At 63.3% G+C, this 24,801-nt stretch carries 19 protein-coding genes; 17 read left to right on the top strand and 2 right to left on the bottom strand.

What is annotated here, in order from left to right:
- The 13 genes from ACLB6G_RS17100 to ACLB6G_RS17040 all read left to right on the top strand — a co-directional run bounded on the left by ACLB6G_RS17100 (window position 1) and on the right by ACLB6G_RS17040 (window position 15,135).
- Window positions 1-1,620, top strand: a complete 1,620-nt coding sequence (locus ACLB6G_RS17100; RefSeq protein ID WP_410357418.1) for an AMP-binding protein — start codon at window positions 1-3, stop codon at window positions 1,618-1,620.
- Window positions 1,617-2,456, top strand: coding sequence for a tryptophan 2,3-dioxygenase (locus ACLB6G_RS17095; protein WP_410357417.1), 840 nt, complete (start codon window positions 1,617-1,619; stop codon window positions 2,454-2,456). Before ACLB6G_RS17100 ends, ACLB6G_RS17095 begins: the two co-directional genes overlap by 4 nt.
- 5 nt (window positions 2,457-2,461) lie before the next feature.
- Complete coding sequence (gene kynU / locus ACLB6G_RS17090; RefSeq protein ID WP_410357416.1) at window positions 2,462-3,646, top strand: kynureninase; 1,185 nt, start codon at window positions 2,462-2,464, stop codon at window positions 3,644-3,646.
- Window positions 3,647-3,692: 46 nt separating this feature from the next.
- Window positions 3,693-4,100 carry a RidA family protein gene (locus ACLB6G_RS17085; RefSeq protein WP_410357415.1) on the top strand — a complete coding sequence of 136 codons (408 nt, stop codon included), beginning with the start codon at window positions 3,693-3,695 and terminating at the stop codon, window positions 4,098-4,100.
- A gap of 172 nt (window positions 4,101-4,272) precedes the next feature.
- Complete coding sequence (locus ACLB6G_RS17080) at window positions 4,273-4,983, top strand: nitroreductase (protein WP_410357414.1); 711 nt, start codon at window positions 4,273-4,275, stop codon at window positions 4,981-4,983.
- Between the two features lie 22 nt (window positions 4,984-5,005).
- Window positions 5,006-7,489 (top strand): mechanosensitive ion channel domain-containing protein, encoded by a 2,484-nt coding sequence (locus tag ACLB6G_RS17075; RefSeq protein WP_410357413.1) that lies wholly within the window; start codon window positions 5,006-5,008, stop codon window positions 7,487-7,489.
- Between the two features lie 110 nt (window positions 7,490-7,599).
- On the top strand, window positions 7,600-7,863 hold the full coding sequence (locus ACLB6G_RS17070) for a hypothetical protein (RefSeq protein ID WP_410357412.1): 264 nt from the start codon (window positions 7,600-7,602) through the stop codon (window positions 7,861-7,863).
- A 196-nt stretch (window positions 7,864-8,059) separates the two neighbouring features.
- Complete coding sequence (locus ACLB6G_RS17065) at window positions 8,060-9,511, top strand: UbiA family prenyltransferase (RefSeq protein ID WP_410357411.1); 1,452 nt, start codon at window positions 8,060-8,062, stop codon at window positions 9,509-9,511.
- Window positions 9,508-10,860 (top strand): FAD-binding oxidoreductase, encoded by a 1,353-nt coding sequence (locus tag ACLB6G_RS17060; RefSeq protein WP_410357450.1) that lies wholly within the window; start codon window positions 9,508-9,510, stop codon window positions 10,858-10,860. Before ACLB6G_RS17065 ends, ACLB6G_RS17060 begins: the two co-directional genes overlap by 4 nt.
- Before the next feature lie 103 nt (window positions 10,861-10,963).
- Entirely contained in the window at window positions 10,964-11,401 is a 438-nt protein-coding gene (locus ACLB6G_RS17055; RefSeq protein WP_410357410.1) for a DMT family transporter, read from the top strand.
- Window positions 11,398-12,408: an NAD-dependent epimerase/dehydratase family protein gene (locus tag ACLB6G_RS17050; RefSeq protein ID WP_410357409.1), complete on the top strand. Its 1,011-nt coding sequence runs from the start codon at window positions 11,398-11,400 to the stop codon at window positions 12,406-12,408. Before ACLB6G_RS17055 ends, ACLB6G_RS17050 begins: the two co-directional genes overlap by 4 nt.
- Before the next feature lie 111 nt (window positions 12,409-12,519).
- Window positions 12,520-13,899 carry an aspartate aminotransferase family protein gene (locus tag ACLB6G_RS17045; protein WP_410357449.1) on the top strand — a complete coding sequence of 460 codons (1,380 nt, stop codon included), beginning with the start codon at window positions 12,520-12,522 and terminating at the stop codon, window positions 13,897-13,899.
- Between the two features lie 3 nt (window positions 13,900-13,902).
- Complete coding sequence (locus ACLB6G_RS17040) at window positions 13,903-15,135, top strand: hypothetical protein (RefSeq protein ID WP_410357408.1); 1,233 nt, start codon at window positions 13,903-13,905, stop codon at window positions 15,133-15,135.
- Window positions 15,136-15,162: 27 nt separating this feature from the next.
- On the opposite strand, the gene ACLB6G_RS17035 is transcribed toward ACLB6G_RS17040, so the two are convergent.
- Together ACLB6G_RS17035 and ACLB6G_RS17030 are read right to left on the bottom strand one after the other, a co-directional pair.
- A complete protein-coding gene (locus ACLB6G_RS17035) occupies window positions 15,163-16,047 on the bottom strand; it encodes a PIG-L family deacetylase (RefSeq protein WP_410357407.1) in 885 nt (294 codons plus the stop codon).
- Between the two features lie 2 nt (window positions 16,048-16,049).
- On the bottom strand, window positions 16,050-17,171 hold the full coding sequence (locus tag ACLB6G_RS17030) for a GNAT family N-acetyltransferase (protein ID WP_410357406.1): 1,122 nt from the start codon (window positions 17,169-17,171) through the stop codon (window positions 16,050-16,052).
- 194 nt (window positions 17,172-17,365) lie between these two features.
- On the opposite strand from ACLB6G_RS17030, the gene ACLB6G_RS17025 reads away from it, so the two are divergent.
- The 4 genes from ACLB6G_RS17025 (at window position 17,366) to ACLB6G_RS17010 (ending at window position 24,790) form a co-directional block, all read left to right on the top strand.
- Entirely contained in the window at window positions 17,366-19,927 is a 2,562-nt protein-coding gene (locus ACLB6G_RS17025; RefSeq protein ID WP_410357405.1) for a GcvT family protein, read from the top strand.
- A 185-nt stretch (window positions 19,928-20,112) separates the two neighbouring features.
- Window positions 20,113-21,390, top strand: a complete 1,278-nt coding sequence (locus ACLB6G_RS17020) for a class I SAM-dependent methyltransferase (protein WP_410357404.1) — start codon at window positions 20,113-20,115, stop codon at window positions 21,388-21,390.
- Window positions 21,391-21,469: 79 nt separating this feature from the next.
- A complete protein-coding gene (locus ACLB6G_RS17015; protein WP_410357403.1) occupies window positions 21,470-22,294 on the top strand; it encodes a DUF1194 domain-containing protein in 825 nt (274 codons plus the stop codon).
- Window positions 22,295-22,420: 126 nt separating this feature from the next.
- Entirely contained in the window at window positions 22,421-24,790 is a 2,370-nt protein-coding gene (locus tag ACLB6G_RS17010) for a putative bifunctional diguanylate cyclase/phosphodiesterase (protein WP_410357402.1), read from the top strand.
- Window positions 24,791-24,801: the final 11 nt, after the last annotated feature.

The raw sequence follows: 24,801 nt of genomic DNA, 5'->3' as shown, positions 1-24,801 counted from the left end.
ATGCTTGGACACTCCGGTCATGTGGACACGTTCGCACGCGACAACCTCCCCCCGCCGGAGGATTGGCCGGACCTGCTGCTCGACGGCTTCGATTATCCGGAGCGGCTCAACGCGGCCTATGAACTCACCGATGCCATGGTGGCGAAGGGCTTCGGAGACCATACGGCGCTGATCGGCAATGGCCGCCGGCGAACCTACAAGGAACTGGCGGACTGGACCAATCGCCTCGCGCATGCGCTGGTGGAGGACCTGGGGATCAGGCCGGGCAACCGTGTGCTGATCCGCTCGGCCAACAACCCGGCCATGGTGGCGTGCTGGCTCGCGGCCACAAAGGCGGGCGCGGTCGTCGTCAACACGATGCCGATGCTGCGCGCCGCGGAACTTCGCAAGTATGTCGAGAAGGCCGAGGTTTCCCATGCGCTGTGCGACACGCGGCTGATGGATGAAATGAACGCCTGCGCCAAGGACAATCCGTTCCTCAAATCCGTGACCGGATTCGACGGCACGTCCAACCATGATGCCGAACTCGACCGGCTTGCCCTGGAAAAGCCGGTGCAGTTCGACGTGGTCGCGACAGCGCGTGACGATGTCGCCCTGATCGGTTTCACCTCCGGCTCCACCGGCGAGCCGAAGGGAACCATGCATTTCCATCGCGATCTGCTGATCATCGCGGACGGTTATGCCCGCGAGGTCCTGTCGGTGACGTCCGAAGACGTCTTCGTCGGTTCGCCGCCGCTGGCCTTCACCTTCGGGCTTGGCGGCCTGGCGATCTTTCCGCTGCGGTTCGGCGCGGCCGCCACGCTGCTGGAAAGCGCGACGCCGCCGAACATGATCGAGATCATCGAAAAATACCGCGCCACCGTCTGCTTTACCGCGCCGACGGCCTATCGCGCGATGCTGCGGGCGATGGATGCCGGTGCGGACCTGTCCTCGCTGCGCGCGGCGGTCTCGGCCGGAGACACGTTGCCCGCGCCCATATACCGGGAATGGATGGAAAAGACCGGCAAGCCGATGCTCGACGGTATCGGCTCGACGGAACTCCTCCACATCTTCATCAGCAACCGGTTTGGCGATCACAAGCCGGCATGCACCGGCAAGCCGGTCACCGGCTATCAGGCGAAGGTGATCGGACCGGATGGTGCGGCTGTCGGGCCCGGTGTCATCGGCAGGCTTGCGGTGCGCGGGCCGACCGGCTGCCGCTACCTGCGCGGGGAGCGGCAGAAGGACTATGTGCAGGACGGCTGGAACGTCACGGGTGACGCCTTCAGCATGGACGAGGACGGTTACTTCCACTTCGCCGCCCGCAATGACGACATGATCATCAGCGCCGGCTACAACATCGCCGGGCCGGAAGTGGAGGCGGCATTGCTGTCCCATCCTTCCGTTGCCGAATGCGCGGTGATCGGCGTTCCCGACGAGGAACGCGGCCTGATCGTGCAGGCGCATGTGGTGCCGGCCGCTGCGGCCGAGGCGGGCGAAGCCCTTGCCAAGACCCTGCAGGATCATGTGAAAGCGACCATCGCGCCCTACAAGTATCCGCGCTCCATCGTCTTCACCAAGGCCTTGCCGAAAACCGAAAGCGGCAAGATCCAGCGGTTCCGTCTGAGGGAGCAGCAATGAGCGGCGAACCGTTCGATCCGGCCGGCGATGGCGCACGAATGGCGTTCGACGGGGTCATGTCCTATGGCGACTACCTGCATCTCGACACGGTGCTGGGACAGCAGCATCCGCTGAGCGATGCGCATGACGAGATGCTGTTCATCATCCAGCACCAAACGAGCGAATTGTGGATGAAGCTGGCGATCCACGAGCTTTCGGCAGCGCGGGCCGCGCTTCGCAAGCGCCAGATCCAGCCCATGTTCAAGATGCTCGCGCGGGTCAGCCGGATCTTCGAGCAATTGAACAATGCCTGGGACGTGCTGCGGACGATGACGCCATCCGACTATACGCGGTTCCGCGAAAGTCTCGGCAGCTCGTCCGGCTTCCAGTCATACCAGTACCGGATGATCGAGTATGTCCTTGGAAACCGTAACGCGAACATGCTCAAGCCGCATGAGCATCTGCCGGACATCCATTCCTTGCTGACAAACGAACTCGCACGGCCAAGCTTCTATCACGAGGCCGTTGAACTGCTTTTCACGACGATCGACGGCGATACCCGCCACATGCCCGTTCCCGATCTGGCTTCACCACACCGCGCCAATCCGGTGATCCGGGCCCGGTGGAAGCAGGTCTACGCCGATACGCGGACGTTCTGGACCCTTTACGAACTGGGTGAAAAACTGGTCGATCTGGAAGACTATTTCCGGCGCTGGCGCTTCAATCACGTCACGACGGTGGAACGGGTGATCGGTTTCAGGCGGGGCACGGGCGGAACGTCAGGCGTTCAGTATCTCCGGCGCATGCTCGCGGTCGAGCTGTTTCCGGAGCTCTGGCAGGTGAGGGGAGAGTTGTAGGACCGATGCTGCCTCGCAAGGACCTTTTCGATCTACCGGACGGGATCATCTACCTGGACGGGAATTCACTCGGCGCGTTGCCGCGGGCAGCCGCAGCCAGGGCCCGCACCGTGATTACGGAGGAATGGGGCGGACAGCTCATCCGTGCCTGGAACCAGTCCGGCTGGATGTCGCTTCCCCAGCGCGTCGGCGACCGGATCGCAGCGTTGGTCGGAGCACCGGCCGGCAGCGTGGCCACCGGAGACACGCTGTCCATCAAGGTGTACCAGGCCCTGGCCGCGGCGCTTTCGATGCGGCCGGGCCGCAAGGTCATCCTGTCCGATTCCGGCAATTTCCCGACCGATCTCTACATGGCGGACGGGCTTGCCGCCCTGATCGACCGGGGGCACAGGGTTGTGGCGCCTCCTCCCGAAGAGGTGATGTCCCGGATCGACGGCGATGTTGCGGCGGTGATGCTCACCCATGTCGATTATCGGACAGGCCGCATGCATGACATGGATGCGCTGACGAAGGCCGCGCATGACGCGGGGGCAGTGATGATCTGGGACCTGGCGCACAGCGCCGGTGCCGTGCCCCTGGATGTCGGGCGATGCAAGGCGGAATTCGCCGTCGGGTGCACCTACAAGTATCTCAACGGAGGGCCGGGAGCCCCGGCATTCATCTATGCCCGCCCCGATATCGTGGAAAATATCGCCCCGGCCCTGTCGGGCTGGATGGGCCATGAATCGCCGTTCGCCATGGAGCGTGACTACCGCCCGGCCATGTCCACCGAACGGTTGAGGATCGGGACGCCGCCGGTGATCCAGTTGTCGGTGCTCGATGCGGCGCTCGACATTTGGGAGGGGGTGGACATGCATGATATCCGCGCTGCTTCCGTGGAGCTGAGCGAGCGGTTCATCGCCGGGGTCGAGGCATCTTGCCCGCACCTGAAGCTGGCTTCGCCGCGCCGCTGGCAGGAGCGCGGTTCGCAGGTTTCCTTCGCTTTCGAGCATGGCTATGCGGCGATGCAGGCGCTGATCGATCACGGCGTCATTGGCGACTACCGGGCGCCCGGCATCATGCGCTTCGGGTTCACGCCGCTCTATCTCGACAGGGCCGACGTCGACAAGGCCGTCACAATCATGGCGGACGTCTTCGAAAAGGGCGTGTGGCGTGATCCGCGATACAATGTGATGTCGCGGGTGACATGAAACCGGACCGGGAAAGACCGGACCGTGAACGGACGGAGGAAGACGCGTGACCCATCGCACGATACAGCCGGAGTCCTGGCTGCCTGCCAAGGGCTATGCCAACGGCATGCTGACACGGGACGGCACGCTCTATATCGGGGGACAGATCGGCTGGGACGCGGACAAGCGGTTCGTGTCGCACGATTTCGTCGGACAGATGCGCCAGGCGCTCGCCAATATCGTCGAGATCGTCGAGGCGGCGGGGGGCGTGGCCGCTGATGTCACGCGCCTGACCTGGTACGTGATCGACAAGAGGGAGTATCTTGATCGGCAGGCGGAGGTCGGCGCGGCTTATCGCGATGTGTTCGGGCGTCATTTTCCGGCCATGTCGATGATCGTGGTGGCGGGGCTTGTCGAAGACGAGGCGCTTGTCGAGATCGAGGCGACAGCGCAGATCGACCTGCGCCGGCCGTGACAACGCTCAGGTGCGGTGACGGAGCGCTCCGGCCGGGCCGCACTCCTCATCGCGTCTTTTCGCATTTCACTTTCGGTTGCGATTGCGGGATGCGGGCAATCATGTGAGAAAAGAAGGCGAGTCCGGCAATCTGCTTGCCAGGCGTCCGGTTTTGAAATGGAGAGTCCAGCCGATGAATGCACCGCAGCGCCAGAAACTGACGGTCGATGAGACAGCGGTCGTCGACAGCGCGATTGCGTCGCGACGCTCGGTCCGGGCCTTCCTGCCCGACGCCGTTCCGGAAGAGACGGTCAGGGAAATCCTCGAGGTGTCGGCGCGCGCACCATCGGGCACGAACATGCAGCCCTGGAAAGTTTACGTCACGACAGGGCGGACGAAGCAGGCGCTGTCCGATGCGATCCTCAATTCCGGAATCCGTGCGGAGAAGGCGGAGTGGGACGAGTACAAGTACTATCCCGACCAGTTCTTCGAGCCCTATCTCACCCGCCGGCGCACCGTCGGCTTCGCGCTTTACGGCCTGCTCGGCATCGGCCGCAGGGACGTGGAGAAGATGCGCGCCCAGCACGACCGCAATTTCACCTTCTTCGATGCGCCCGTCGGCATGATCGTGACGATCGATCGCAGGCTTGAGCGCGGTTCCTGGCTCGATCTCGGCATGTTCATTGAAAACATCATGATCGCGGCACGGGGCAGGGGGCTGCATACCTGTCCGCAGGCGGCGTTCGCGCCCTATCACAAGCAGATCCGGCCCTTGCTCGGCATTCCGGACAACGAGGTCGTTGTCTGCGGCATCGCACTGGGGTACGAGGACGAACAGAAGCCCGAGAACCGGTTGCGGACGGAACGGGCGCCTCTGGAAGACTGGACGGTCTTCCTGGACTAGTCACACGGGTTACGGGGGGCAAATGCCGTCGACGATCTATCGGACAGCCTTCCGTCTATCCTTTCTTGCCCTCGTTGCCGTGTTCATGCTGGCCGCGGGCGGCGGGACTGTCCTTGCGCAAGGCAGTGACAACGGCATCCTTTCCGAGAAACGTCCGGTCATCGAAGGCCTGATCAATTCGGTGGAGGACCTGAATGCATCGATCGATGCAGTCAAGGAAAACGACAATTCGCTTGTCCAGTTGCAGCTGAAAGCCGAAGAGGCCGCCCGCAGCCTGCTCAACGAATCCATCTCCTTCAGGCCCCGGCTGTCGGAGATCAACGCAAGGCTGGAACAGCTTGGCCAGCCACCCTCCGACGGCCAGCCGCCGGAACCGGCGAGTGTGACCGAGGAACGCAACCGGCTGCTGGAGGAAAAGGCGGCCATCAACGACCTGTTGGGCCGCGCGGAAAACAGTTCCCTTTCGGCCAACCGGCTTGCTGACAGGATCAACACGATCCGGCGGGATCTCTTCACCCAGGCGCTGACCCGCCGCTACGAGATCAATTACGGGCTGATCGGACAGACGATCGAGGATTTCGAGACCGAGTTGCAGCAACTCTGGTGGACCTTTTCCAACTGGCTGCGCTTCGTGACGACGTTCAAGGCGCCCTCCGTGCTGGCGGCGACCTTCCTGGCGCTGCTGTGCGCGGCGGTGCTGATGATCGGTGGCCGGCGGGTTTTCGGACGCGTCATCCGGCCCGATCCGGCCATCGAGGATCCGGGTTATCTGGCCCGCCTTTCAACGGCGTTCTGGTCGACGCTTCTGCCGGCACTGGCATTCTGGGTCTTCCTCGGGGCAACCTATTTCCTTCTGGACACCTTCCAGGTCCTGCGCTCGGGGATCGACCGGATCCTGTTCGCCGTCTTCGAAATGGCGGCTGTCGTGTTTTTCGTGAACCGTCTGGCGCGCGCGGTGCTGAAACCCTCCATGCCAGCCTGGCGGCTCGTCGCGGTGGACAGCAGACCGGCGCTGCGTCTCTACTGGATCGCGACCGCGATGGCTTTCATCACCGGGCTGGACTACGTCCTCAACACGATCAACGACGTGATGATGTCGCCGCTCAGCCTGACCGTGGCGAAAGGCCTGACGTCCACAGTCCTCCTCGGCCTCATCATCCTGGGCACGGGTTTCATCCACCCGACGACGTCTGCGGACGGCAAGACGAAACCATGGCCGACACCCGTCCGCATCCTGCTTTTCGGGCTCGGCGCGCTGACGGTCATCGCGTCATTGCTCGGCTATGTGGGTTTCGCGCAGTTCCTGGGCAAGCAGGTGGTCATCACCGGCGCGATCCTGTCCACCATGTATCTGGGTTTCAAGGCCGCCCAGGCGATCGCGGAAGAAGGCAATTTCGAACGCACGCTCATCGGGCGCGCACTGTCGGGGACGGGACGCAGCGACAGCACCACGCTTGACCAGTTGGGTCTGGTGGCAAGTCTCGGCATCAACTTTCTCGTGCTCCTCATCGGCGTGCCGATGATCCTGCTGCAATGGGGCTTCCAGTATGCCGATATCACGGCATGGGCGCACCGGCTGGCGACCGAAGTCACGGTCGGCAACGTGTCGTTCTCGCTGGTCGGCATCCTGACCGGCGTCCTCGTCTTCCTGCTGGCCTATTTCGCCACGCGCTGGTTCCAGGGCTGGCTCGACGGTCACGTGCTAAGCCGCGGCCGTTTCGATGCCGGGGTGCGCAACTCCATTCGCACCGCTGTCGGCTATCTCGGCGTGGGGCTGGCTGTCCTCATCGGCATATCCGTCGCCGGCATCGACCTGTCGAACCTCGCGCTCGTCGCCGGTGCTCTTTCGCTCGGCATCGGTTTCGGCCTGCAGACCATCGTGTCCAACTTCGTTTCCGGCCTGATCCTGCTGGCCGAACGTCCGTTCAAGGTCGGTGACTGGATCGAGGCCGGACCGCATATGGGCCTGGTGAAGAAGATCTCCGTCCGGGCCACCGAGATCGAGACGTTCCAGAGGCAGACGATCATCCTGCCCAATTCCGACCTCATCAACCAGGCGGTCGGCAACCGGACGCATCGCAACCACCTCGGGCGCGTCGACATCCCCGTCGGCGTGTCCTACAGCAGCGACCCGGCCGAGGTCCGGGATATCCTCCTGCGGCTCGCCGAGGAACACCGGCTGGTGCTGCGCAATCCGCCGCCGGTCGTCTATTTCGCCGCCTTCGGTGCGTCCTCGCTGGATTTCGAGCTGAGGGTCTACATGGCCGATGTCTTCGATATCCTGACGGTGGAAACGGACCTGCGCATGGCGATCCATGCCGCGTTCAAGGAAGCCGGGATCGAGATTCCGTTTCCGCAGCAGGACATCCATATCCGCTCCGGCATGCCGGGCGACATCCGCGCGGTCGCCGAAGCGATGCGGCCGAAGCAGGAGAACGGCGACACCAAGGGACGGCAGTCCGACGAAGAGCCGGAAGATCCTGGCAAGCCGGGCGGGACCGCCTGACCGGTCGCCGTTTTGCCGTTCAGCCGCCGTTCAGGTTCGACATCTATTGTCAGGGACCAAGAGCAGTGGTCTGCTCAATCGAAAGAGGGACGGCCTTGCGCCGCAGGACAATGAAGAAACTGATTATCGCGACACTCCTCCTTGCCGGCACGGCGTTTCCCGCCCTTGCCGCGAGCCTGACAAACAAGGATGGCGATACGCGCACGCTCATCGTTTCGGAAGGTGCCAGCAAGAGTGAACTCTCGGTGGCCGCCGGCGAGACGGTGTCGATCTGCCCGAACGGCTGTTTCCTGACCATGCCCAATGGCGACCGCGAGGCGCTCAAGGGCAACGAGACGATCGAGATTTCAAACGGCAAGGCGGTTTTCAAGTAAGGGTCCGTGACACCCGATTGCGTTGGGCGGAAAAGCCCGGCGCAGTCGACGGCATTTTCCCGTTCCGGTTAACTGCCCGTTGACCGTGGGGACGGAAACAACGGCCTGGACCGTCCCGGCGGCCTGCAAATTAAGCCAATCTAACGAACAACGACGTAGCGTCCTTCTCCGGCACCTGACTTCCGGGGAACAAGGCATGGATGCGCGTAACGAAGCGGTCACGATACCGCTGGCAATTGATCTGGACGGAACTCTGATCGCGACAGACCTTCTGTGGGAAGGCCTGTTCCTCTTGCTGCGCCGGAATCCGCTTTATCTTTTCGTGGTGCCATTCTGGATCGCCTCGGGCGGGCCGGCGCGGCTGAAACAGGAAATCGCCTCGCGCGTGGTTCTTGACGCCGCCACGCTGCCCTACTGCCAGGCCGTGGTCGAGCGCATCCGCCAAGAGCGGACCAGGGGACGCAGGATCATTCTCGCCACGGGGTCGCCACGGCCCTTCGCGGAGGCCATAGCGGCGCATCTCGGCCTTTTCGATGCCGTTCACGCCACGGAAAACGGCGTCAATCTTACCGCCGCGCGCAAGCGGAAACTGCTGATCGAGAACTACGGCGAAGCCGGATTCGACTATGCCGGCAATTCGCGGCCTGACCTGCATATCTTCGATGCCGCGCGGCAGGCCATTGTCGTGGCGCCTGACCGCGCAGCGGGGCAATGGGCGCGTGACCACAATGCCGACCTCATCGGGAAACCGAAGACCGGCTGGCGCACGGTCGTCAAGATGCTGCGCGTCCACCAATGGCTCAAGAACACGCTGATCGCCGTGCCGGTCATCCTGAGTCACGAGTATTTCAACGCGGAGATGGTGCTGCAGTGTCTCGTTGCCTTTGTGGCCTTTTCCGCGACGGCATCCGCCATCTACATAATCAATGACTTCTTCGACCTGCCGCTGGACAGGCAGCATGCCACGAAGCGCAACCGGCCGTTTGCGTCCGGGGCGCTCTCGATACCCTTCGGACTGAAATCCGTTGCCGTGCTGCTTGCCGTGGCCGTGGGCGCGGCAAGCCTGCTCGATCCGTTGTTCTGGCTGGTCCTCGGTGGCTACCTGATCGCCACCACGGCCTATTCGCTCGCGCTCAAGCGGATGCTGCTGATCGACGTGCTGACGCTGGCCGGGCTTTATACCGTGCGAATCCTGGCTGGCGCCGCTGCCACCGGCACCGGCGTTTCCTTCTGGCTGCTCGCCTTCTCCGTCTTCTTCTTCCTTTCGCTCGCCCTGGTGAAACGCTTCGTGGAACTGAAGGATACCGACATCGAGGAGGGCAAGCGCCTGGCCGGACGCGGCTACCGAAGAGAGGATTTCGAGGTCATCTCGCAGGCCGGACTCGGCGCGGGTTTCGCCGCCGTGCTCGTCCTGGCCCTCTACATCGATTCCGATGCGGTCAAGGCGATGTATGCGACGCCCTGGATGATCTGGCCGCTGGCGCCGCTGGTTCTCTACATCATCCTGCGCATCTGGGTTCTCGCACGGCGCGGCGAGATGCACGAGGATCCTGTCGTGTTCATCATGCGCGACTGGCGCAGCCAGATGATGGCCGGTCTCGGCGCATTGATGCTCCTCATCGCGGTGTGGGCCGGCCCATGGGCATGACAGGGGATTTCCAGAGTTTCGGCCGGATACGCAAGAGCAGTCGCCGCGCAATCGGCGCAGCGGCCGCGCAGGCGCTTCTCGACTCGGGCGGGGCCGGGCCGGGCGGCTTGCTGGCCTTCGGCAATGGCCGTTCCTATGGCGATACCTGCCACAATGACAGCGGCCTTCTGGCTGCCATGCGGCCGCAGGCCCGGATCGTCGCTTTCGATCCCGGGTCCGGCTTGCTGGAAGCGGAGGCGGGCGCAACGCTTGCCGAGATCATTGCCCATTGCGCGCCGCATGGATGGTTTCTCCCGGTCACGCCGGGAACCCAGTTCGTGACGCTGGGCGGCGCCATCGCCAATGACGTTCATGGCAAGAACCATCACCTTCGCGGCAGCTTCGGCGCGCATGTGGAGAGCCTGGTTCTCGTGCGTTCCGACCGCGGTGTGCTGACGTGCTCGGCCGACGAAAATGCCGCCCTCTTTCGCGGCACGATCGGCGGGATGGGCCTGACCGGCCTGATCCTGACCGCTCGCATCCGCATGATGCGTGTCGCCTCGCTCGACATTGCCGAAACGGTAACGCCATTCGCCTCGCTCGATGCCTATTTCGAGGTGGCGGAAGAGGCGGACGCGCGCAACGAATATGCCGTGGCCTGGATCGACCAGATGGCCAGCGGCCGCAAGGCGGGGCGGGGCGTGCTGCTTGCGGGAAACCACGCCGCCAACGGCAACCTGGACGGCACCATCCGCAGGCCGCGGCTTTCTGTTCCCTTTCAGCCGCCGCTCACGGTTCTCAACCGGCCGTTCCTTGCGCTGTTCAACAGTGCCTACCGCGCAGCGCAGACCCGCAAGGCAGGGCGTGAGAACATTACCGGCTGGCGGTCCTACTTCTATCCACTGGACGCGGTCGGACACTGGAACAGGCTCTACGGGCCGAACGGGCTTTTCCAGCACCAGAGCGTCATTCCCTGTGATGCGGCACGGGAAACGGTGCCGGCCTTGCTCAAGGCTGCTCGCGATGCCGGACAGGGATCGTTCCTGACGGTGCTCAAGCGTTTCGGAGCCATGGCGCCGCGGGGAATCCTGTCCTTCGCGCGGCCCGGATACACGCTGACGCTAGATTTCCCCAATCGCGGGGCCACGACGCTGGCGCTTCTGGATGACCTTGACCGGATCACGCTGGAGGCGGGCGGCGCGGTCAACCCCTACAAGGATGCCCGCATGGCGCCGGAGACCTTCGCCGCGTCGTTTCCCGGATGGCAGGACCTGGAAGCGATGCGGGACCCTGCCTTCATCTCGGATTTCTGGCGGCGCACCGCGCTGCGCCTGCCGCGAACCGGTTCGGTACGGGAGGCGGCGGAATGATGATGAACAGTTTGCAAACAGATTCTATAGAATCTTACAAGTCATTGAATTCACGAAATATTATTCAGCTTTTGCTAAACGGGAAGCAGACGGGGATCATACCATGAAATACATACCCTTCATCCTGTTTACGGTCATGACCAATGCCGCAGCACAGCTCATGCTGAAATACGGCATGATGCAGCTTGGCGAATTATCGTTTGCCGGGGTCAATCCGGTGCTGAAGCTGCTGCAGATCGTCTTCAGCCCGTGGATATTCTTCGGCCTGTGCGTGTTCGTCATATCCATGGCCTCGCACCTGTACGTGCTGTCCAAGGTGGAACTTTCCTTCGCCTATCCCTTCCTGAGCCTGGCCTATGTCGCGGTGGCCGTGTTCGCCTATTACGTCTTCCGCGAGGACCTGAATGCGCTGCGCATCGCCGGGATCGGGTTCATCTGCATCGGCACGGTGCTGATCGCCCAGAGCGGGCGCGAACGCCCCACCGAAAAAATCGCGCAAGCAAACCAGACAACCATCCAGACAAGCGAGCTGACCCGATGAGACATATCATTATTGGCGGTGACGGTTTTGTCGGCCGCCACCTGGCGCCCAAGCTGATCGCCGACGGCGAGGAGGTCATCGTTGCCGACATCGTGAAGTCGAACCTGCCGCACTATGCGCAGGCGCGCTTCGTCCAGTGCGACGTGACGAACCCCCAGGACCTGACCGACCTTGGCATCCGTGCCGACGACATGGTCTACAACCTGTCGGCAAAGATGCTGTCGCCGATCCAGGTGCGCGCGAAGCGTCACGACTTCTTCTTCCCGGTCAACTACCACGGCACGATCAACATCATCGAGGCGATGGACAGGGCAGGGGCACCCAACCTCGTCCATTTCACCACCGACATGATCTATGGGCACACCGTTCAGACGCCGATGACGGAGGATCATCCCGTCGCGCCGCTGGGCGAGTACGGGCTTTCGAAATGGAAGACGGAACTGGTGGCGCATGAGTGGCGCGAGCGGGGCATGAACATCTCGCTGTTCCGGCCGCGCCTGATCATCGGTCCCGGACGGCTCGGCATCCTGTCGAAGCTGTTCAGGCTGATCGACCTCAACCTGCCGGTCCCGATGATCGGTTCCGGGCGCAATCCCTACCAGTTCATCTCGGTGTTCGACTGCGCGGAAGCGGCGCGCCTGGCATGGAAGGCGGGCGTGCCGAACGAGGCCTACAATCTCGGTTCGCTCAACCCGCCGCCGGTGCGCAAGCTGCTGGGCGACCTGATCCGCCATGCGGGATCGAAGTCCATCCTGCTGCCGACGCCCGGATGGGCGGTGAAGCGCACACTGGACCTGCTCGACCTTGTGAACATGCCGCTGATGGACCCGGAGCAATACCTGATCGCCGACGAGGAATGCATTCTCGACGTGTCGAAGGGTGCGCGGGACCTGGGCTGGGTGCCGCAATACCGCGACGAGGACATGCTCAATGCCGCCTACAGCGAATACCGCGCGAAGATCGACGGCAAGGCCGCCGCGACCGGCGCCCATGCACCGGCCGAGTAAGGGGAGAACCCGCAGATGACCGTCATGACGAAACCGCAGGAAACGTCCGCAAAGACCGCGCTTTCAAACACGCCGGAGCTTGCGCCGGTGTCGCTGGCAAGACCTGACCTGATGAGCGTCGCCGATGCCAAGGCCATGGACGTTGCGACCATGGCCGAGGAATTCAAGGCGCATATCAACCCCGGCCAGATGCATTTCATGAAGCTGCTCGGCTTCCACAAGGTGAAGGTGGAGCGCGCCGAGGGCATGTATTACACCGACCAGAACGGCCGCAAGATCCTCGACTTCTTCGGCGGCTTCGGTTCGCTGGCGCTCGGCCACAACCACCCGCGCATCCTTGCTGCGCGCAAGCAGTTCCAGGACGAGAACCGGCACGAGATCGCCATTGCCTTCATGTCGCAATACGCGGCCGCGCTGGCGCACAACCTGGCGGCCGTCTCGCCGGGCGATCTGGACATGGTGTTCTTCGGCTCGTCGGGATCTGAAGCCATGGAGGCGGCGGTCAAGCTGGCCGAACGCGCGGCAGGGCCGAAGCGGCCCAAGGTCGTCTATGCGCAAAACTCGTTCCACGGCAAGACCAAGGGCGTTCTCGGCATTACCGACGGACAGCTCTACCGCGGCGAATTCCGGCTCGTCGACAACACCGTGCGCGTGCCGTTCGGTGACATCGATGCGGTGGAAGCGGCCTTCAAGGCCGACCCGGAAATCGGCTCCATCGTGCTGGAAACCATCCAGGGCGGCGGCGGCATCATCGAGGCGCCTGCCAGTTACTGGCAGGAACTGCGTGCATTGTGTGACCGCTACGAGGTGATCTGGGTTGCCGACGAGGTTCAGTGCGGCTACGGGCGCACCGGGCGCTTCTACGCCTTCGAACACTATGGCGTGGTTCCGGACATCACCGCGCTGGCAAAGTCGCTCGGCGGCGGCAAGACCGCGATGGCGGCGATGATCGCCAAGCGTGAGATCTACATGAAGGCCTACGGCACGCCCAAGACGGCGATGATCCACGCCCAGGCAACCTTCGGCGGTATCGGCGAAGCCTGTGTCACGGCCATCGAGGCGCTGAATGTGCTTTATGAGGAGGACCTGATCGCCAACGCGGCCTCCACGGGGGATTACCTGATCGCCGAACTGAAGCGGTTGCAGGCGAAATATCCCAAGATCATCAAGGACGTTCGCGGCAAGGGCTTCATGGTCGGGCTCGAATTCCAGGATTTCAGCCAGACGCTGCCGGCCGTCTTGCGGCCCATGGTGGCGATGCTCGACGACAAGCTGAAAGGCTCGCTGTCAGGGTTCATCGGCGCCTTGCTGCTCAAGGATCACGATACGCTGGTCGCCTTTACCGAATACAACCGCAATGTGATCCGCCTTGAACCGCCGCTGATCGCGACCCGCACGCATGTCGACGCCTTCATCGAGGGTTTCGACGAGCTGCTCGGCAGGGGCGTGGTCGGGATCGTCAAGGATTTCATCAAGAGCCAGGTGAGCTGAGCCATGGCGCTGGAGACCGAACGCGGTTCGAGCGTCCCCGGACGGGCCGATCCGCGCCCGGCGCTCTTGGCCCTCCTGTCCGCCCTGCTGCGCGGACTCGGGGCGATCTGGGTCCGCCACGGCGCCGCGCTCGGTCTCGCCCTCCTGGGCGGGTTTTTCGCCACGGTCATGGTCATCGGCTGGCTGAGGCCGGTCCATGCCTGGGACATGGTCGCTTATCTTGCAGCCGCGTGGAAAGGCGATTTCGCGACGCCGCAGGCCCTGCATTCGGCGGTGTGGGAAGCGGTCCGGCTGGAAACCTCGCCGGAACGCTTCGCCATGCTCGCGGAAGGCGATGCCTATCGCCACCGCCAGTTCACCGACGCGCTGGCCTTTGCCTCGCAGATCGGCATGTACGAGGTGAAATGGCTCTATGTGCAGATGATCCGCTGGATTGCGCCAATGACCGGCGCCATGCACGCGGCCTATGCCATCAACATCGCTGCCGCCGCAGGTCTCTTCGCTGTGCTGGCGTGGTGGCTTCAGGCCGTGCGCATGCTCAACCTTGCGCCGCTGGTCGTCGCGCTGCTGATGGTCGCCGGGTTTCCGGCCCTGGCCATGGCGGAATCGCCGGATCTGCTCAATGTCGCCCTGGTGACTGCCGCGCTCCTTTTGCTGGACCGCCAACGCACGGCGGCGGCATCGGCCGCCGCGATCCTGGCCGTGACGGTCAGGCCGGATTCGATCGTGCTGGTCGCGGGCCTCGTTGCGGCCTTCTGGCTGTGGCGGCAGCAAGGCGCCGCCATGCTGGCCGCCGCATTCATGGCCTGCGTTCTCGCCTATCTGGGCATCCAGTCGGTGTCGGACCATCCGGGCTGGTGGGCGCATCTGTGGTTCTCGACCTATCACATGCAGGAGAACATGGACGGCTTCCAGCCGGATTTTTCCGCGAAGGTCTATGTGGTCGCTTTCGGCTGGAACCTGGTGCGCTCGGCCTTCGAGAACAGCTGGCTCGGCCTCTACATTGCCGGACTCACGGCCTGGGCCCTGTTGGCAGCGGGCGGGCTCGGCTTCAGCACGCGCCGCACCGCGCTCATCGCCGTGGCGATGGCGGCAATCGCGCTGAAGTTCATGATTTTCCCGCTGCATGACGGCCGCACATACCTGCCGATGCTGCTTCCGGCCCTGCTCATGATGCTGGCGGAGACGCGCGACCAGGCGCGCGTCCTCGCCCGCCGGCTGAACGCCGGGGCCTGATGCGCCGGCGGAAATCCGGACTTCCCGTCAGGTCATTTCCGCGATCAGGTAGCCGATGCCGGTCGTCGCCGTCAGCGTCGTCGCCAGCCGCAGCCAGCCTTGCGCATCATCGTCCTCGATGCGGAACAGGTTGAGCGGCATGAGGTGACTGTGCGGGCCGGCCTTCTCCATGCCGTTCGGCGCTTCCATGAAGCATTCCTCGTCGAACCAGGCCCAGTCATCGGCCCAGGTCCAGCAGTCATGCCGCTTGTAGACATCGGCGACCTGCCGGGCATAGTCCTTGTCGGTCGGCAGCCGGATGTAGGGGCCGGGTGAAGACTGGAAATAGCGGGTCGCCAGCGGCAGGGCCCGTTCAGTGCAGTAATTCGACATCCAGAGCCTGAAGCCGATTTCCGAGCGCAGTTCATCCAGCACACGGAAGACCTGCACATGATCCTCGTGACCGTACTCGCCCCAGGGGTTATGGGAAAAGACGTTCATGTCCGGGCGGAGGATCGGCCGCAAGGCGTCGCGGATCCGGGCGTAGTTGGCTTCGTAGAGTTGCCTGATGGGTGCCGGGGCCACCGGCATGTCCTCGGGAACCATCTTGTTCACGACAAGCTTGACGTGGCGCTTGGCATCGCGCAGCGACGCGGCCTGCCGGAAGGCGATCCCGTATTCGTCGATCACCGGCTGGCTCCAGTCGGCGCAACCATAGCTGCCGGGTTCCTCGATCTCCAGGCAGGTCACGCGCGGGTGCGGGATTTCGGCGATGGCGGCCTTCCTGCGCTCCGACAGGTCCGGCTTGGCCCAGAACTCGCGGAAAACGATCACCACCTGATCGGCCTGGTGCATGATCGAGTTGAACCAGAGCAGTTCGTCGTCGGGATGAGCGCCGATGATGACGGAATTTTCCAGGAAGTCCGGGCGCATGTTCACTTCTCCTCCGCCTTGTCCTGCATTGACGCGCCTGCTTCCCCCTTGCCGTTACCCCGGCGCAGTTTCTGCCAAGCAAGCGCCATGCGGCCGCGCAGGGTCAGCGCCTTTTCCATGGCGTGGACCGGAACCGCGCAGGTGCCGAAATCCGCCTTGAACGGCTCGTCGCCAATGGTGAAATCGAAGACCTTTCCGCCTTGCGCGCAGCGTTCCGCGATGATGGCGTCGTACATCAGGAGGCCCGGCGAATGGCGGCCATGGGTCTCGTAGTCACAGCCGATCAGCAGGTAGTGGAAACGGCCCGCATGATCGACGCCGAAGACGTGTCCGATCGCGGTGCCTTCCAGTTCGAGGCGGTAGACGGCCGCATAGCCGGTTTCTGTGCCGTCGCGGGCGATCAGCGCGTAAAAGCGTCGAACGGCCTCCATCGCGATCATGTCACCGTCGAAGCGGCCTTCGCGGAGGGCGGCGAGCGCCTCGATTTCCCGGGCGGCTGCGTCGGCGTCAGCGATCCGGACCAGCCGGGCCCCGTCGAGCTTGAAGAAACGGTTCTTTCGCCTTTTCAGATATTTGGCGAAACTCGCCGAATAAGCGTCCCGGCTCCATTCGGCATGGTCGGGCCGCAAGGCGGTTTCATGGGCGGAGAAATCCAGCAGCATGGCCGGCGCATCGAAAACGGATTGCCAGAGGGCAAGGTGTTCCGGGCGGATGTTGCGGATGCGCAGCACGTCTTGGCTCCCGCAGGCATCCGAGACACCGGCGCGCAGGCCAGGCAGTTCGCCCAGGCGCCCGACCCAGTCCCGATCGACGACCGGCGCGCAATAGTCGCAGACGCCGAGGTCGGCTGCTTCCAGCAGGGTGATGCCCTTCATGCGGCGGCGGATCATGGGCAGGACAAAGACCGGGTCCGGACCGGCGTGCCCTGCCACCAGGACGGGTTCGGCGTCCCGTGCCGGGGCAAGCATGCGGTAGAAGGTTTCGAGCCAGAGGGGATGCTGGAATGCCGTGGCGGCGGAACGGGCGAAAAGCCGTGCATAATCCGGGCCGCCGATCCATTCCACCGGCAGTGTCCTGATGTTCAAATCCGCCGGCTTGCGCGCCAGTCCGCCTGTTTCAACCATCGCTGATAAACCCATATGCAAGATCAAGGTTTAGCCGATCTGGCTGAAGAAATGGTTGCCGTGGTGGCGCGGCATGTCGGCAGCATGGGACACAGGTCGCGACAGGTTTTTCAAGTGTCGCAAACAGGATTTGGGTTGCGTGAGGCCATGGCTATGCTGGCCGCCAACCAGATTTCACAGGCGGAGCAGCGGGCATGGCCAAGTTTCCCGAACAGGCAAGGGTCGTCATCATCGGTTTGGGCGGGATCGTGGGTGCGAGCGTCGCGCACCACCTGATCGAGCGCGGCTGGGACGATATCGTCGGGATCGATACGTCGTCGGTGCCGACCGATATCGGTTCGACAAGTCATGCCTCCGACTTCTGTTACACGACCTCGCATGATTTCCTGTCGACATGGACGACGCTCTATTCGATCGACTTCTATGAGAAGATGGGCCACTACGCCCGCGTCGGCGGTCTTGAGGTGGCGCGTGTGGGCGACGATGCCCGCATGGAGGAACTCAAGCGCAAGGTCGCGTCCGGCAAGGCCTTCGGTACGCGCGTGTCCATGATCGACGCTGCGGAGACGAAGGAGAAATTCCCCCTCGTCGAGGAAAGCATCGTCCAGGGATCCATGTGGGATCCCGATGCCGGTCTGGTGATTCCGCGTTCGCAAACCGTGGTCGGAAAGCTGGTCGACCAGGCGGAGGCTTCCGGCAAGCTCAAGGTCTTCGCCAACACGCCCTGCACGGGCCTTGTCATCGAGGACGGGCGCATCCGGGGCGTGGAGACGGCGCGCGGCACCATCATGGCGGATCACGTGATCGTCTGCGCAGGCCTCTGGGGCCGGCTGATCGCGGCGATGGCGGGCGAGGACCTGCCGGTCATGCCCATCGACCATCCGCTGACGTTCTTCGGCCCCTACAACGAGTTTGCCGGCACGGGCAAGGACATCGGTTATCCGCTGCTGCGTGACCAGGGCAACTCCGCCTACATGCGCGATACGGGCGATCCGAAGACGCCGGAAGGCGGCCAGATCGAATGGGGCTACTACGAGGAGAAGGAGCCGCGCCTTGTCCATCCCCGCGACCTGCTCCAGAAGCACGAGGCGCGTCTTTCGCCGTCGCAACGCGATCTCGACATGGAGCAGATCATCGAACCGCTGGAACGCGCCATCGAACTGACACCGATCCTCGGCGAACTGGGCTACAACGAGAGCCATTCCTTCAATGGACTTTTGCAGGTGACGACCGACGGCGGCGCCTCGCTGGGCGAAAGCCCGAAGGTGAGGGGGCTGTGGTATGCGGTCGCGGTGTGGGTGAAGGACGGGCCCGGCGTCGGCAAGCTGATCGCCGACTGGATGACCGACGGCGTCACGCCCGTCGACATCCATGCCGCAGACGTGGCGCGCTTCTATCCGCACCAGACGGAAGAGCAGTTCATACACGACCGCTGCTCGGAAACCGCGATGAAGGTCTACAATCCGGCGGTGCACCCGCGCGAACCCTTCTCGAAGGGCCGCAACATCCGCCGCTCGCCGTTCTGGGAGCGGGAGAAGGAGCTGGGTGCCCATTTCATGGAACTGGGCGGCTGGGAACGCGCGCACGGCTATGCCTGCAACGAGCATCTGCTCGAAAAGTATGGCGACCGCGTGCCGGTGCGCGCAAACGAATGGGACAACCGCCATTTCTGGCGCGTGTCCAACGCCGAGCACCTCGCCATGAGCGAGGATGTGGGCATGGTCAACCTGTCGCACTTCGCCATCTATGACGTGTCGGGACCCGATCACGAGGCGCTGATGGAATATCTGTGCGCGGCCAAGGTGGGGGGCGACACGCCTGTCGGACGTGGCATCTACACCCATTTTCTCGATGAGCACGGCGGCGTGCGGGCCGACCTCACCGTCATTCGCATGGAAGACCGCTACCGGGTGGTGGACGGGGCCGATGCCGGGCCGCGCGACTTCACCTACATGAAGCGTGTCGCTCAGGACAAGGGATTTGACGTGACGGTCGAGGACCGCACGGATGATTTCGGCTGCATCGGCGTATGGGGTCCGAACGCGCGGGCAAGCCTGCAGAAGCTGGTGGATGATCCGGCGGAACTCGACCCGGCCAACTTCAAGTTCGCCACGACGAAGGACATCCGCATCGCCGGGGTGCCTGTCACGGCTTTCCGCATCTCCTATGTCGGCGAACAGGGATGGGAACTGCACTTCCGCTACGAAGACGGGCTGGCGGTCTGGGATGCGCTCCGTTCACTCGACATCATGCCCTTCGGTGTCGAAACCTATGCCAATTCGCGCCGCATGGAAAAAAGCCTGCGGCTGCAGAACGCGGACCTGCTGACCGACTACAACTTGCTGGAAGCCGGGCTTGCGCGGCCAAAGGTCAAGGCGGCCGATTTCGTGGGCAAGGAAGCGCATCTGAAATTCCGCGCGCGGGAACACCAGCCGGCCATGCTGTGCACGCTGGTGATGGAAGACAATGTCGACAGCCATGGCGTGGCGCGTTATCCCGTCGGCACCTGCCCGATCCTCGATCCGGATACGGGCGAGGTGCTGGTCGACGCAAAGGGGCGGCGCTCCTACACCACTTCGATCGCCTTCGGCCCGACCATCGGCAAGAACATCGCGCTCGGTTACATCCCGCATTCCCATGCGGAGGAAGGGCGACGGCTGAGCATCGAGTATTTCGGGGAAACCTACCCGGTCACCATCGCCGCGGTCGGATACAATGCGCTTTACGATCCCGATAACGAGCGGCCGAAAAGCTGAACTGCACAGCGGCGTGGGCCGGTCAAACGCCGGCTGACCGTCGCGACTTGACGGTTTGCCGTATTGCGTTAGCATTTGATTGTCCGTCGAAAACGGACTGCATGACATGCCGGCCGGCCGATCAGAGGCGGTGTGCCGCGTGGCATGAGGGGGCTTGACGTCCGGACCCTGTTTCGGAGTTGCCCATGGAGAGGCTGTTTGAAAATGCGCTGGCGCGCTATGTCCGCAAGGGCGACCTGACCATCCGCATGCCGTCAGGCGATGTCCGCCGCCTTGGCGACGGATCGCCGCCCTCGCTCTCGGTCGCCTTCCGCTCGAAATCCGTCCTGCGCCACATGATGGCCGATCCTTCGCTCGGTTTTGCCGAGGGTTACATGGATGGCGACATCACGATTGAAAAGGGCGATCTCCTCGACGTTTTCCAAATCGCGTTCACCAATGGCGACTATTCCGGGATGACCGGCTCGGCATCGCGGTTGCGCGCCGGCCTGAATTTCCTTGTGCGGCGTTTCTTCCAGATCAACACCGCAGCACGGTCCCGGCGCAACGTGCGGCATCACTACGACCTTTCGGGCGATCTCTACCGGCTCTTCCTCGATCCCGACCTGCAATATTCCTGCGCCTATTTCGAGTTTCCCGGCCAGGACCTTGAGGAGGCGCAACTCGCCAAGAAACGCCACCTGGCGGCGAAGCTCTGTCTTGAGCCGGGCCACACGGTGCTGGAGATCGGCAGCGGATGGGGCGGACTGGCGCTTTATCTTGCCCGCCACCTTGAGGCCGAAGTCCTGGGAGTGACGCTGTCGGAAGAACAGCTGGAGGTCTCGCGCAGGCGTGCGGACGAAGAGGGCCTTTCCGGCCAGGTCCGCTTCGAATTGCAGGATTACCGCGAGGTGAGCCGGCGGTTCGACCGCATCGTGTCGGTCGGCATGTTCGAACACGTCGGCGTCAACCACTACACGGCCTATTTCGACGCGATTGCCCGGTTGCTCAAATCCGACGGAGTCGCCCTTGTGCACACGATCGGCCGGTCCGGGCCGCCAACGGTCACCGACAGCTTCATCCGCAAGCATATTTTCCCGGGCGGCTATATTCCCGCCTTGTCCGAGGTGGCGCCGGTTCTGGAGCGCACCGGACTCGTGCTGACCGACCTTGAAGTGCTGCGCCTTCACTATGCGGAAACCCTGAAGGCATGGCGGGCGAACTTCCTTGCCGCGGGCGACAAGGTGGATGCCATCTATGACGAACGCTTCCGCCGGATGTGGGAATGTTATCTCGCCGCGTCGGAAGCCGCTTTCCGGTGGGGCGACCTGTGCGTGTTCCAGCTTCAGCTGGCGCGGACCAAGTCGGCGGTTCCGCTGACGCGGGATTACATCCCGGCCGCCGAGGATGCCTTGCGCCACACGGACAGCGGCCGGAAGCGCCGGCGTTCGCGGCAGAAAGGCATCGTCACGACCCAGCACTGAGCCGGGCCGGAAACAGCGCCGTTGCATTGCATCCGGTTTGGCGCTGGCGGTTCCATGAAAACCCGGGCATCATGTGCACATGAAAACGCTGTGGAAACTGTTTTCCGTGATCCTCGGCGCGGCGCTACTGACGGGGCCTGCGCGCGCGCAGGAGCAGGTCGTCGACGTCGAACTTGTCCTGGCAGTCGATGTCTCGCTGTCAATGATGCCCTTCGAACTCGAAATCCAGCGAAAGGGATATGCCGCGGCCATCGTCGATCCCAGCGTGATCAAGGCCATCCAGCAGGGCATTCATGGCCGGATCGCGGTGACCTACCTGGAATGGGCCGGTGATTTCAGCCACCGGCAGGTCGTTCCCTGGACGATCATCGAAACGGCGGCCGATGCACAGGCCTTCGCCGACCTGCTGACCGCCAATGCGGGACGGGGCATGCGCCGGACGTCGATCTCGGGTGCGATCGAGCGGGCGTCAGGATTGTTCGAGGACAACGGTATCCGCGGCCTGAAACGCGTGATCGACATTTCCGGAGACGGACCGAACAACCAGGGCAGGCCGGTCACCGAGGCCCGCGACGAGGCAGTGGCAAAAGGCATTGTCATCAACGGTCTGCCGCTGATGACACTCGATTCGTCGCCCTATGGCTCCTTCGACATCCCTGATCTCGACCGCTACTACGCCAATTGCGTGATCGGAGGTCCGGGTGCCTTCATGGTTCCCGTCGATGAATGGGACCAGTTTCCCGCCGCCATCCGGCGCAAGCTGGTTCTTGAACTGGCCGGATACGGGGCCGGTGCGCCGGTCATCCTCGCAGCCGCAGGCGATGCCGGGAAAGACGCCGGATATGACTGCCTGATCGGGGAACGCATCTGGCAAAGGCGGTTCCAGATGTTCGAGGACAACTGAGCGCGCCTGGCGTCATATATATTAGAAGATGTAATTACTACTTAAATACAACCACGTTAAGCGGGTGTTATAAGTATAGCCCTATCTGTTTCTGTCGAACTGTTTGCAACCGGTGTCGGCAGGGACATGGTAGATCGGTCAATCAGAAGCTTTCTTCAATTCGTCGCCCCGGATCATGCCGGCGCCGCCACCGACAATGCCGAGTTCGTCGCCCGCTTGCGCCTTGCGCAACTGGATAGCGTCGACAGGCAGGGCGGTTCCATGATCCTGGCGCACGTGGTTGGCGCCGTTTTCCTCGGAACGGCGGTCCTGGAGCCGTCCAACATCGCGTTCCTGTCGGTGTGGTGGGCGGGGTTCTTCCTCTTGCTGTTTTCCATTCCGGTCCGCAAATGGGCAAGGCGCGGCCTGTTTCGATCCGTTGCCGAAGGGGTCTCGCTTCGGGACATGGCTTTCATGCGTTTGCAGATGCATGTCGCCTGTCTTCTCTGGGCTGTTGGCGCGATCATGCTTTATCCGAACGCTGCCACCGAGGCGAAGATCCTCGTTGCAGTCGCCACGACGGGCGCCATGGCGACCGGCGCGATGGCCTTTCACGCAATTCCGTCCATCTCCGGTGTTTTCGCTTCGGTCACTGCCGTGGGGCTTGTCACGGCCATTTCGGTTGACGGGGGCGGGTATGCCTTCCCGCTCATCCTGCTGGTGGCCTTTCTCTTCACCGCGATCATGCATGCGGTCAACGAGGCCGGCCGGGTCTTTGTCCAGAACCTGGTCCGGCAATACGAACAGGAGAAGTCAAAGGAGCTTTTTTCAGTCCTGTTTCGTGATTTCGAGGACAGTACCTCGGACTGGATGTGGGAGGTCGACCGCGACGGACGCCTCAGCCACGTTTCGCCGCAGTTCTTCCAGGACGAGCGCTTCAAGGGATACTCGTTCGACGGGAAGCCGCTTGAACGTCTCTTCCGCGATCCGGCCAGCGTCGTTCGCGGCGACAGGGTGCCGAGGCTGCAGCGCCAGTTGCTGAACGCCTTCCTCAGAAAGGCGCCGTTCAAGGATGTCGTCGTTGCGGTTTGCATACTTGACACATGGCGCTACTGGCGGCTTGCCGGCCGGCCGGTGCTGGGTCCCGACGGGTCCTTCCTGGGCATGCGCGGGGCGTGTTCGGACATCACGGATTCCTTCGAGGCAGAGAACCGCCTGCAGTTCCTGGCCATGCACGATGCCATGACAGGCCTGCCGAACCGAGAGAATTTCAACCGCGCCTTCGGTGCCGCGCTCGCGAAGATGCACTCTGACGGAGGGCAGCTTGCACTGCTGGCCATCGATCTCGACAAGTTCAAGATGGTCAACGACACGCTCGGTCACCAGGCCGGGGACGAGGTGCTGCGTGCGGTGGCTGGCCGGCTGACGGCATTCGTCGGTCGCGATGTCATGTTTGCCCGGTTCGGCGGAGACGAATTCTGTGCCTTTGTTTCCGGCGCGGGCGCCGGCCGTCGCGCCGAAGCGCTTGCACAGGCGATCACAAGTGCCTTGCGCGAACCGGTCGAACTGTCGAGCGGCCTGGCCGAGATCGGCTGCTCGATCGGCGTGGCGGTCGGTCCGCGCGACGGGCTGTCGGCCGAGACCCTGCATCGCAATGCCGATCTGGCGCTCTACCGGGCCAAGGGAGACCCGAACGCCGCGTGGTGCGTTTTCGAGCCGGCGATGGATGCGAGCGCGCGCAAGCAGCAGGACCTGGAGTACGAACTGCGCACGGCCATCAAGCGCAAGGAATTCGAGCTCTATTTCCAGCCGCTCGTCAATTCCGGCACGGGGCAGGTCAGCTGCTACGAAACCCTGCTGCGCTGGAACTCGGCCAAGTTCGGCCGCGTCCCGCCGTGTGACTTCATACGGATCGCGGAGAAATCCGGTCTGATCCACGAGATCGGGGAATGGGTCATCCGGCGCGCCTGCCTGGAAGCCGCCCGCTGGCCGGTGCAGGCATCCGTGGCGATCAACCTTTCGCCCCGGCAACTGGAAGGGTTCCGTCTGCTCGATATCGTCAAGGCCGCGCTGGCGGAAAGCGGACTGGCGGCTTCGCGCCTGGAACTGGAAGTGACCGAGTCGGCGCTGGAGGCGGAGCCGGAACACGCCGCGGGTCTCCTGCATCGCCTGCGCACGGTGGGTGCGCGGATTTCGCTGGATGATTTCGGAACCGGCTACTCGTCACTGTCCTATCTGGTGCGCTTTCCCATCGACAAGCTGAAGATCGACAAGAGCTTCGTCCAGGACGCCATGTATTCGGAACAGAACCTTGCCATTGTTCGCGCCATCGTGTCGCTTGCGCGTTCGATGAAGGTCCGGACGACGGCGGAAGGCGTAGAGACGCTGGAGCAGGCGAGGTTCCTGCGCCTCGAAGGCATCGACGAGTTCCAGGGCTATTTCATCGGACGTCCGAAGCCGGCCGCGCAGATGCAGGCAGCGATGGGCGGCGCGGGCATCCTCTGCAAGGCGAGCTAGTTGAAGCGCCG

Origin of the sequence: Zhengella sedimenti (assembly GCF_046506625.1) — a bacterium.
Lineage (GTDB): Bacteria > Pseudomonadota > Alphaproteobacteria > Rhizobiales > Rhizobiaceae > Zhengella > Zhengella sedimenti.
Note: the sequence above shows the minus strand (reverse complement) of the source record. Positions and strands in the feature narration are given on the sequence as shown.

Coding starts and splice junctions, on each gene's coding strand:
- kynU (WP_410357416.1), top strand. CDS start 2,462: ATGCTGCCTCGCAAGGACCTTTTCGATCTACCGGACGGGATCATCTAC.
- ACLB6G_RS17095 (WP_410357417.1), top strand. CDS start 1,617: ATGAGCGGCGAACCGTTCGATCCGGCCGGCGATGGCGCACGAATGGCG.
- ACLB6G_RS17075 (WP_410357413.1), top strand. CDS start 5,006: ATGCCGTCGACGATCTATCGGACAGCCTTCCGTCTATCCTTTCTTGCC.
- ACLB6G_RS17065 (WP_410357411.1), top strand. CDS start 8,060: ATGGATGCGCGTAACGAAGCGGTCACGATACCGCTGGCAATTGATCTG.
- ACLB6G_RS17050 (WP_410357409.1), top strand. CDS start 11,398: ATGAGACATATCATTATTGGCGGTGACGGTTTTGTCGGCCGCCACCTG.
- ACLB6G_RS17045 (WP_410357449.1), top strand. CDS start 12,520: ATGAGCGTCGCCGATGCCAAGGCCATGGACGTTGCGACCATGGCCGAG.
- ACLB6G_RS17070 (WP_410357412.1), top strand. CDS start 7,600: ATGAAGAAACTGATTATCGCGACACTCCTCCTTGCCGGCACGGCGTTT.
- ACLB6G_RS17025 (WP_410357405.1), top strand. CDS start 17,366: ATGGCCAAGTTTCCCGAACAGGCAAGGGTCGTCATCATCGGTTTGGGC.
- ACLB6G_RS17020 (WP_410357404.1), top strand. CDS start 20,113: ATGGAGAGGCTGTTTGAAAATGCGCTGGCGCGCTATGTCCGCAAGGGC.
- ACLB6G_RS17055 (WP_410357410.1), top strand. CDS start 10,964: ATGAAATACATACCCTTCATCCTGTTTACGGTCATGACCAATGCCGCA.
- ACLB6G_RS17030 (WP_410357406.1), bottom strand. CDS start 17,171: ATGGTTGAAACAGGCGGACTGGCGCGCAAGCCGGCGGATTTGAACATC.
- ACLB6G_RS17010 (WP_410357402.1), top strand. CDS start 22,421: ATGGTAGATCGGTCAATCAGAAGCTTTCTTCAATTCGTCGCCCCGGAT.
- ACLB6G_RS17035 (WP_410357407.1), bottom strand. CDS start 16,047: ATGCGCCCGGACTTCCTGGAAAATTCCGTCATCATCGGCGCTCATCCC.
- ACLB6G_RS17015 (WP_410357403.1), top strand. CDS start 21,470: ATGAAAACGCTGTGGAAACTGTTTTCCGTGATCCTCGGCGCGGCGCTA.
- ACLB6G_RS17080 (WP_410357414.1), top strand. CDS start 4,273: ATGAATGCACCGCAGCGCCAGAAACTGACGGTCGATGAGACAGCGGTC.
- ACLB6G_RS17100 (WP_410357418.1), top strand. CDS start 1: ATGCTTGGACACTCCGGTCATGTGGACACGTTCGCACGCGACAACCTC.
- ACLB6G_RS17060 (WP_410357450.1), top strand. CDS start 9,508: ATGACAGGGGATTTCCAGAGTTTCGGCCGGATACGCAAGAGCAGTCGC.
- ACLB6G_RS17040 (WP_410357408.1), top strand. CDS start 13,903: ATGGCGCTGGAGACCGAACGCGGTTCGAGCGTCCCCGGACGGGCCGAT.